This is a genomic window from Roseateles albus (assembly GCF_028595345.1).
In the GTDB taxonomy this organism is placed as follows: Bacteria; Pseudomonadota; Gammaproteobacteria; order Burkholderiales; family Burkholderiaceae_C; genus Paucibacter_A; species Paucibacter_A albus.
Genome location: NZ_JAQQXT010000035.1, coordinates 1 through 2,241, shown reverse-complemented (window position 1 = coordinate 2,241; position 2,241 = coordinate 1). Strand labels below are relative to the sequence as shown.

Sequence of the window (2,241 nt, the reverse complement as noted above, 5' to 3'; positions counted from 1 at the left end):
CATCTGCGTCGTGGTCAAGCCCACGACTTGAGACGAGGTCAATGCGGCGGCTTGAGCCGAGCTCAGCGCTTGCAGATTGGCGGTGCTGAGCGCGCCGAGCTGCGCACTGGTGAAGGCGCGGATACCGGCCGAACCCAGCGAGATCACATCGTCGCTGACCAAGCTGGCGATCTGTGCGGTCGCGATCGAGGCGATCTGGGCTGAGCCCAGTGCGGCAATCTGCCCGCTGGTCAAAGCGTTCAAGTCATCGCTGCCCAGACCGGCTACTTGCCTGGTGCTCAGGCTGGCCACTTGGGTGCTGCTCAAAGCACCGATCTGAGCGGAGTCCAGAGCGGCCAGTTGGTCGGTCCTCATGGCTGCGATCGCACGGGTCGACATGGCCAGTAGGTCTTGCGTCTCAAACATCGCAAATTGCGCAGAGCTGATGAAACTCACAGGACCAGTACCAAGCGAGCCTACTTGCTGGGTGGTCAGCGCCTGGATTTGAGCGCTGGTGAACGCAGCCCAATCCACGGAAGTCAGACTTGCCAGGGTTGACGAAGACAGCATCGCTATCTGCGCGGTATTTAAGCTTGAGATGAAAGAAGCCATTTTTGAGCTCGCTCAGTAATTTGGTTGCTTGACGCCGAAAGCTCGGCCCAGAATGAATCGACGAAATGGAAGCAGGAATGCCGCTTCATTCGCCTCAGCTTTTTTTGAGTTTCTGTCTAACCAACTCATATGTATCTACTGTGATTCATTCAAGTATTTATCTTCACTCTCTCAACGACCGCACAAAACTTGTCTAGTCCTGACCTTGAATTCGCAAAACGCCGACAGTTGTTGCTCGGAATTCCGAGGCAAAGGCTTGAAAAGATGAGGAGCATGGATAACGCCTTATGCTCGCTGGAACAGAGGGCGCTCGAAGGCACCCTCTCAGGTTAGAGCAGCGGCCCGTTCAAACGATGGTTTTCCTCGTCTTCAATCAACTTGCGTTCCAGCAGGGCGTGATGCAACTCACTCGGCTTGTCGCCCATCGATGGGGCTATATGTTTGCCATCATCCTGAACCAGCAAGTTCTCGCTCGGAGCCGCTAGCAAGTCAGTCAATGCAGGTGAGGCCTTGCTCGGCTCCCCGTTTGGACTCACGTCCTTGGCGAACCAGACGTCGGCCATTTGATGAGTTCCCCCGTCCGCCGTCTTGTAACCCGAGACCAGTCCGATCAAGTTGCCGTGGTCAACGGCCGTACTCGACTTGGCTTGCAGATCCAGTTCGGTTATTCCCATATCCGCCAGCGTTTTCAACTCGCCGGTATCGGTTTTGCCGTCATGGTTGGCGTCCACCCAGACTCTGAGCTTGTTGAAGTTGGCGTCATGCGCGTCGAGCTTGCCGTCGTGGTTGCTGTCTTCCGCTGCCATCGCCAAATAGCCATTAGCAGCGTGTTTACCAGAGGCTAGTATTGTCCCGGAGCCGAACAACTCGGCGCCACTATTGATCACCCCGTCGCCGTTACGGTCCATCGCCAGCAAGCCGTCTCCGCCAGTTGCCCACCCGTACTTATGCGCGGCACCTGTGCCGTTCAGGTCAAAACTGACACCTTGTTCAGCGGACAAAGTCTGTACGCCATTGCCGTTCAAATCCAACATGATCGGCGTAGCGAGGTAGAGTCCATCCAGTTGTGATGCCGTCATCGCACTCAATGCTTCCGTCGTGAAGGCAACGACCTGGTTCATGTTCAACTTGGCAAGATCCTCGGTGTCAAATCCCTTGACCTGGTCAGATGTGATGCTATGGATCTGCTCAGTGGTCAGACCGGCCATTTGGGAGCTTACGAAGGCTTTGATGTCTTGTGATTGAAAGGCACTGAACTGCTCCGTACCAAGGCTTCCTAGCTGTGCCGAGCTCAAGGCAGCAATCTGAGCCGACCCCAAGGCATTTATTTCTTCCGTAGTCAAGGTGTGGAGTTGGCTAGTCGTCATCGCTCGCATTTGTGCTGAGCTCAGAACACTGATTTGAACCGAGTCCAACGCTTCGAACTGTGTGGTACTCAGGCTTCCAATGGCTGAACTAGAGAGGGCCCGCAGATCATCAGTCGCAAAGTTGGCCATCTGCTCGGTCGTCAAACCGGCGACTTGCGCACTCGTCAGGGCCGCCATCTGAGCGGTGCCCAGGCCGGTCAACTGCACGGTGTCCATGGCCGTGATCTGTGCGGCGCTCAAGCCTCTCAGACCGGCTGTGCCGATGGCGGCCAGGTCCTCACTG

At 56.1% G+C, this 2,241-nt stretch carries 2 pseudogenes; both read right to left on the bottom strand.

The features are described 5' to 3' along the window. Window positions 1–405: pseudogene (locus tag PRZ03_RS23750) on the bottom strand (heme utilization protein); the annotation flags it as partial. A gap of 515 nt (window positions 406–920) precedes the next feature. Continuing rightward, window positions 921–2,241 (bottom strand): annotated as a pseudogene (locus tag PRZ03_RS23745) (heme utilization protein); the annotation flags it as partial.